Source organism: Candidatus Hydrogenedentota bacterium (assembly GCA_019695095.1).
GTDB lineage: Bacteria > Hydrogenedentota > Hydrogenedentia > Hydrogenedentales > SLHB01 > JAIBAQ01.
In genome coordinates, this window is the sequence record JAIBAQ010000261.1 from 1 (window position 1) to 6655 (window position 6655).

A 6655-nucleotide genomic window follows, 5' to 3' on the forward strand; every position below is an offset into this window, starting at 1 on the left:
GGGTGTCAAGTTTGGGCGATAACAGCCTTTCCCTGATTGAGGCCGTGTACGGGGTGGTGGCGAAGGCGATCAACTTAAGTCGAATGCTGCTCCCGGTTCCCTTAATTCGGACAAATGCCGCGTCGATCCCGTCACAGGAAGAGCCGGACATTAGTCCGACGACGAAACGCGCGGATTTCGACTTTATGGCCTCATACTGGCGAATGGACACGCAGTGGCACTCCTGACCCTATCCCCTGCCCTGCGCACGGGATAGGCGTGTCAAGAGTGTATCCGAAAGGACGGCGCGTGTCGATAGCCTGAGGGACTGTGAATGAGAAGGAAATACGGCAGAGCGAATTGTGTAGTTGGAAATAAGGCGGGGTAATTGTCACTTGCTATCACCCTGCTGACCTCCACTCGCATGGACTATTACTGGCTTCTTTGGATTAGGCAGGGGGTGAATCAGTTTGTAGAAGTAAGTACACGTAGCCTGCACCGATAAGGAGTGCTCCGAGACTCACGCAGAGCAATCCAAGTCTTGCGCACAGCACTTTGTGACGCTGTGCGAATGTTCCATTTGGGTCTTCATTAACGATCACAAGCCATTTGAGAAGACCCATCGGCTTACCAATAATCCCCATCAGGCCAGTCACCAGAGCAATCGCGAAGAACATCACACAGGTCCACATAAGCTGTGTACTCACTTGGTTTCGTCAAACCATGCGACATCCGCGATGGCCAACCTCACGCCGCCGGTCTTTAGGTTTCTGTCCCAAGGGATGCGGTGCCAATCGTACGCGATGATAACCTTGCCGGATTGGGTGAAGCAGATCGAGCAAGCCCCGAATTCATGAGGGCCGCCCACCACATCGCCGACCTTGCGCCACGTTCTGCCCGCGTCTTTGGAGATGGCGGCCGTTAACGGCGTCCGCTCGCCGCTGTGGTGGTGATTGGGGTCGAACGTGCCGGAGCAGTAGACCATTAGCAGCGCCTTACCGTCTGGGAATGCTTTCATGACGAAAGGCGCTTCCGGCGCTTCCAACCCGGAAGACCATGCCTCACTCCACGTATCACCCCCATCCGCTGAACGCGACACGTAGATAAATCCAAGTTGAGTGCGCAGTGTCATAATCAGCGTGCTGTCGTTGAGTTCGGCGACAGACGGCTCCATCGCTCCGCGCTTCGGCAGCGAGACTTTGCCTTTGCCTTCCCGCCAGGTCTTGCCGTCGTCGTCGGAGTAGTAGCATCCGGCTTTTTGTTGCTGGGTCGCTTGGCTGTAGTCGGTGGCCTCGATGTCGCTGCCAAACATGGGGCAGACGATTCGACCCGATTCTAGTTGGACAAGGGATGCACACCCACCCTGCAAGCGAATCCCCTTCGACTTCTCCCAGATCGGCTTCTGCTCGTTCCACGTCTCGCCGTTGTCCTTGGAGCGGAATAGTCTCAGCGTCGTGGACCAATGCTCGTCGAGCACCGTGCAGCCGTTGAGAAGGATGTCACCTGAACGGAGTCGGACTAGCCCGGGAGCTTGGAGATTGTCGGCAAAAGGTCGCGCTTCGCTCCAGGTATTCCCTCCGTCCTTGGATACGCGAGTCCATGTGCTGTATTTGCCGTTGAAGTCGACCTGCGTAGTGCGATGGTAAGCGATTAAGAGGCTTCCATCGGGCAGTTCACACAGATTGGGGCAGATGGTCAGGTACTCGTTGTCCTTTGCGTTCTCAACCGTCACGTGCGACATCTTCGAATTCTGATGCGTCGGAACATCGCCCAAGTCTGCGGCAAGAAGTCTTTGCAGGATTGCCAGCGGTATCAGTAGTACGACGCATGCGCGCATTGTGACTCTCCACGACTCAATTGCTCTTGGCGTCATGGTAAGGTCACCGAAGGACAACCTGCGCGTAGCTCAACGTCTCGCCTCCCTTTGCGTGACCGAAAATATCGATGGTATTCGACGGTTTGCAGCCTGCGCGGACCGAAGCCAGCGTGAAACTGGAGAACGGCGTCTTCAATGGAATCGGTGTGAGGTTCTCCGTGTCGAGCTTGGGATAGATGCGCATGAGCTTGTTGCCCGCGTCGGCGCCCGTCGTGTAGAGCACGGCATACAGGGTGCCGTCCGGAGTCTCGTGAAAACGGGCCGAGGGCACTTCACGCTCAGGGGCGCCCGGAATCAGGTTCTGCTTGGAGACTACCTGTCCGTCCTTGACGATGGCGAGCCACAGAGAACCCAAGATGGACTTATCCGGGAAAAACTTGTCGCGCATGAGCGTGGACTGGACCTCACGTTCCGTATAGATGAGGTAGGCAGAGGCGTCCGGGGCTATCCACATATCCTGATTCGAAATGGCGCCGGCAGTCTTATCGACGTTGGCAATCTCGATTGGGGGCGCGAAGTCCTGCTTCGCGATGTCGGGCGTGTAAGCGTAGTGGAGGATGCGAAATACGTAGTCCCATTTTTGGTTCGTCTGTTCGAATTTATAGTTCCTCCACTCCTCGATCGGCTCGACAATGTCCCCTATCGCCATCACGTGGGCCGCGCCCTTCATGAGGGCAACTTGCGGATAGCAGGATCGTATGGGGAAGGTGATCTGACCTTTGCTGAGTGTTTCCCCTTTCGCATTCATCCAAGACCAGTTCTGAACGCTTGTCTCGGCGTCGATGTTCATCATGAGAATCTGGTCTGCCGAGGAATCGACACTATAGCCACGATACGAGTGATCCGTGAACTTGGGCGTACCGACCCATTGCGGGGCAAGGGTCTGCCCGTTGATGGCGGGATCCGAGAGCGAAAACGTTAGCAGGTGCGGGTTGCATGGGCCGTATTCCGTGCCGGGAGGCATGGTGGAGTCGTTTACATTAAGGAGCAAGGTGCCGTCAGATAGGACGCCGAGCGAAGTTGGTTCACGCTGTCGATACCCCTCCGCTTCCGCGACTACGGGCCAACCCTCCGCCGTGCGTCTGCGAAGAATCCAACGCGTGTTGCAGAGTCTTGGAACATCCTTTCCGGTTTCCATCTGACTGACGAAAACGTCGTCGCCATAGCGGACAATGGGCGTGCAGCCGTAGCTCCAGAGGGGACCTGAACCGTTGTTGGGGCTGACGATGGTGTAGACGTCCTCTTCACAGCGCACTTCGACGGATGGAGTCTGTGTGAGGTAACAGAATAGGATCATTCCGGCAACAAGGGACATGGCGTACACTCCTTTTGGTGAAGCGCAAGAATACCACGATCGAGCACAATTTTGACCTAATCACGCGATTTTGTGCCAAGAGCTTGGGTTCTGCGATAATCCGCGGACTTGCCGGTGCATGGGCGGCAGGTAGGCCTGACAAACAACACGACAAAGAAAGCTGCACTCTGTGAAACGAGCATTGATTACCGGCATTACCGGCCAGGACGGCTCCTACTTGGCGGAACTGTTGCTTGAGAAGGGCTATCAGGTGTACGGACTCATCCGTCGCTCGAGTTCTTTCAATACGGGCCGTATCGACCATATCTACCAAGATCCGCACGAGCCAGACCCTCGCTTGAATCTGATATATGGCGACCTATCGGACGCGACGGGACTCTCGTGCATCATCGGAGATATCAAACCTGACGAAGTCTACAACCTTGGCGCGCAGAGTCACGTGCGCGTAAGTTTCGACACACCCATCTATACGTCGGATGTGACGGGCATGGGGACGTTGCGCATCCTTGAGGCAATCCGCCATACGGGAGGAAAGTCGCGCTTCTACCAGGCATCGAGCAGTGAGATGTACGGTCTGGTGAAGGAGACGCCGCAGTCTGAGGCGACCCCCTTTCACCCCCGTAGTCCGTATGCGGCAGCCAAAGTATTTGCCTACTGGGTCACGGTGAATTACCGCGAGGCGTATGGCCTTCATGCCAGCAACGGCATTCTGTTCAATCACGAATCGCCGCGGCGCGGAGAGACGTTTGTGACGCGCAAGATCACACGCGCGGCCGCTCGCATCAAGTTGGGCTTGCAGCAGAAGCTGTTTCTCGGGAATCTCGACGCGAAACGCGATTGGGGTCACGCCAAGGATTATGTTGAAGCCATGTGGCTGATGTTGCAGCAGAATGATGCGGATGACTATGTCGTCGCTACGGGCGAAACGCACACGGTGCGCGAGTTTCTTGAGGAGACGTTCTCGTACTTGGACCTTGACTACAAGGACTACGTAGACATCGATCCCCGGTATTTCCGTCCGTCCGAGGTGGATTTGCTCATCGGGGATGCCACAAAAGCGCGCGAGAAACTGAATTGGGTGCCGCGGATAACCTTCCGAGAATTGGTGCGATGCATGGTGGACGCGGATATGAAGCGTGCGCAGTTCGACTTGGCGGCGGGCACTCCCCCGTATCTCGACAAGTAACTGGAGTACCACGCAGCATGCCTACGGTGTTTAGAAGCGTAACTCCACAATGATTGTACGGTGCAAAGCCCCATTGCGCATCAGTTTTGCCGGCGGCGGCACCGATGTCGACCCCTATCGCCGCGAACGCGGGGGCTGTGTGCTCAGCGCGACCATCGACAAGTACGCGTACGCGAGCTGCAAACCGCGCAATGACAATACCATCCAAGTTCACTCGCTGGACTTCGATATCGTGGCGCGGTACGACACGCGCCAGGAATTCGTCATGGACGGCGAGCTGGACTTGGCGAAGGCAACGATCGCGAGATTGCGGGGGCGAAAGCGCGCCAAGGGTTTCGATCTGTTTTTGCACAGCGACGCACCTCCAGGGAGCGGATTGGGTTCGTCCTCCAGCGTGGTTGTGGCCTTGGTGACCTTGTTTCAGGACTACTTTCAGCAACCGATGACGCCCTATGAGATTGCCGAGCTTGCGTATACCATCGAGCGGGGCGACCTTGCGCTTAAAGGGGGCATGCAAGACCAGTACGCGGCTGCTTTCGGGGGATTCAACTATATCGAGTTTCTTCCGGACAACGTGATTGTGAACCCGCTTCGCTTGTCACCCGACACGGTGAACGAACTTCAATACAACTTGCTGCTCTGTTATACAGGCAAGACGCGCGTATCGGACGGCATCATCGACACACAGGTTCGCAACTACACGCAACGGCGCAAGCCGAGTGTGGACGCGATGGATGCTTTGAAAACCCTCACGGTGGACATGAAGAACGCGGTGCTTCAGGGACGCTTGAATACATTTGGCGAGTTGTTGAGCGAGGTCTGGCGGCAGAAGCGCCAGATGGCTTCTCGAATTGCGACGCCGCGTATCGAGGAAATGCTTGCCGAGGGGAAGAAGGCCGGTGCAACGGGAGGCAAATTGTTGGGCGCGGGTGGCGGTGGTTACTTACTGTTTTACACCCCCGCGTTCAAGAAACACGTGGTTGCGGAGCGAATGACCAAGATGGGCGGTCAGCCTGTCGAGTTTAAATTTGAAATGCAGGGTTCAGTGTCATGGCGGGCAAGTTCGTGAGTGTAATGAGTGCCCTTAGGATAGACACTGTGTCTTAAAGCGGCGTCTACGTTTCGGACGAGCCAGCAGAAAGCAGAATCAATTCGATGCCAGTTACGATATCGCAGACAGAAATTCCTGACGTATTGCTCATCGAGTCGCCGGTGTTCAAGGATGAGCGAGGTTTCTTCACCGAAGTGCATAGCGAACGCGAGTGGAAGAAGGCAGGGCTCGATCTTCGCTTTGTACAAGACAACGTAAGTTTGTCCGCAAGAGGTACATTGCGCGGTTTACACTATCAACTTGAGCCTCAAGGCCAAGGCAAGTTCGTTCGCGTGACCACCGGGGCAGTTTTTGACGTTGCCGTCGATTTGCGTCGCGGGTCGCCAACGTTCGGCAAATGGGTCGGGCGCACGCTAAGTGGAGAGAACTGCCTCGCGATGTGGATTCCCTCGGGGTTTGCACATGGGTTCGTGGCCCTGGAGGACCGGACCTACGTGTATTACAAGTGCACGGCGTTCTGGACGCCCGAGTTGGAGCGGAGCCTGGCTTACGACGATCCTGCTATCGGGATTGAGTGGCCAATACCTGCGACTCTCATTTCGCCAAAGGATGCGCGGGCACCGCGTCTTGACTCTGCAGAGTACAATTTCGAATACGCAAAGTAGACTGATTTACTCGCGCAGCAGTACGTCGCAGACCAACTTCATTTTCGTGAGGCAGGAACGGAACAGGCCGTTTGATCTTGCAAGGTTGCGCAGGCGGACGATAAGAATCCGTTGAAGGCGGTAGCGCGTCAGCCGCTTCGAGGTAGCGGCAGGTTTTCTCTCCCCCGCTTTTTCCAATGCATCCCACAGAGACTCGACGGGATATCCACAGGTCTTGAGGTCCTCCGGGTCTAGCTCCTGAATCACACGTTGCATCAGCGCACGCTTATGCGGATCGGAGGATAGTTCTTCCACCCACTTTTGAAGGGAAGAGGTCGAGGGGCGTGAATGCTGCTGCACACCGATGGGATCCCCCAATCCCTTTCGTGGGCCCTGTTCCGTTTGTCCGTAGTTGATGGTCTCGGATTCGAAGGGGACGCCAATGTATTCGTATACGCGCTTCATCCAATCCTCAGAGGTCTTCACCAAATCTTCGTACCGGACGTGGAGGTGGGAAGTCTCATGTTGCCGCAGGAATGCGGCGATAGCCGGCACGTAGCGCTGGAGGATCGGGTTGTGGTTCAGGGCCTGGGAGTAGTCGCCA

Annotated in this window: 7 protein-coding genes; 3 read left to right on the top strand and 4 right to left on the bottom strand. The window is 56.1% G+C overall.

Annotated elements, in window-relative coordinates:
* The 3 genes from K1Y02_24240 to K1Y02_24250 form a co-directional block, all read right to left on the bottom strand.
* The coding region (locus K1Y02_24240) for an anhydro-N-acetylmuramic acid kinase (protein MBX7259492.1) at window positions 1-151 on the bottom strand (151 nt) is incomplete at its 3' end.
* Window positions 152-682: 531 nt separating this feature from the next.
* Window positions 683-1816: a glycoside hydrolase gene (locus K1Y02_24245; GenBank protein MBX7259493.1), complete on the bottom strand. Its 1134-nt coding sequence runs from the start codon at window positions 1814-1816 to the stop codon at window positions 683-685.
* 43 nt (window positions 1817-1859) lie between these two features.
* Complete coding sequence (locus K1Y02_24250; GenBank protein MBX7259494.1) at window positions 1860-3170, bottom strand: hypothetical protein; 1311 nt, start codon at window positions 3168-3170, stop codon at window positions 1860-1862.
* 169 nt (window positions 3171-3339) lie between these two features.
* On the opposite strand from K1Y02_24250, the gene gmd reads away from it, so the two are divergent.
* The 3 genes from gmd (at window position 3340) to rfbC (ending at window position 6072) form a co-directional block, all read left to right on the top strand.
* The gene (gmd, locus tag K1Y02_24255; GenBank protein MBX7259495.1) at window positions 3340-4356 is read left to right on the top strand and encodes a GDP-mannose 4,6-dehydratase; all 1017 of its coding nucleotides are present in this window, start codon (window positions 3340-3342) and stop codon (window positions 4354-4356) included.
* Between the two features lie 49 nt (window positions 4357-4405).
* Window positions 4406-5425, top strand: a complete 1020-nt coding sequence (locus tag K1Y02_24260; GenBank protein ID MBX7259496.1) for a GHMP kinase — start codon at window positions 4406-4408, stop codon at window positions 5423-5425.
* 86 nt (window positions 5426-5511) lie between these two features.
* A complete protein-coding gene (gene rfbC, locus K1Y02_24265) occupies window positions 5512-6072 on the top strand; it encodes a dTDP-4-dehydrorhamnose 3,5-epimerase (protein ID MBX7259497.1) in 561 nt (186 codons plus the stop codon).
* A 6-nt stretch (window positions 6073-6078) separates the two neighbouring features.
* On the opposite strand, the gene K1Y02_24270 is transcribed toward rfbC, so the two are convergent.
* A partial coding sequence (locus K1Y02_24270; GenBank protein MBX7259498.1) for a sulfotransferase occupies window positions 6079-6655 on the bottom strand: 577 nt, incomplete at its 5' end.

What these genes read in the sequence shown, in the direction of transcription:
- K1Y02_24250 (MBX7259494.1), bottom strand. Translation starts at nt 3,170, where the DNA reads ATGTCCCTTGTTGCCGGAATGATCCTATTCTGTTACCTCACACAGACT.
- rfbC (MBX7259497.1), top strand. Translation starts at nt 5,512, where the DNA reads ATGCCAGTTACGATATCGCAGACAGAAATTCCTGACGTATTGCTCATC.
- K1Y02_24260 (MBX7259496.1), top strand. Translation starts at nt 4,406, where the DNA reads ATGATTGTACGGTGCAAAGCCCCATTGCGCATCAGTTTTGCCGGCGGC.
- K1Y02_24245 (MBX7259493.1), bottom strand. Translation starts at nt 1,816, where the DNA reads ATGCGCGCATGCGTCGTACTACTGATACCGCTGGCAATCCTGCAAAGA.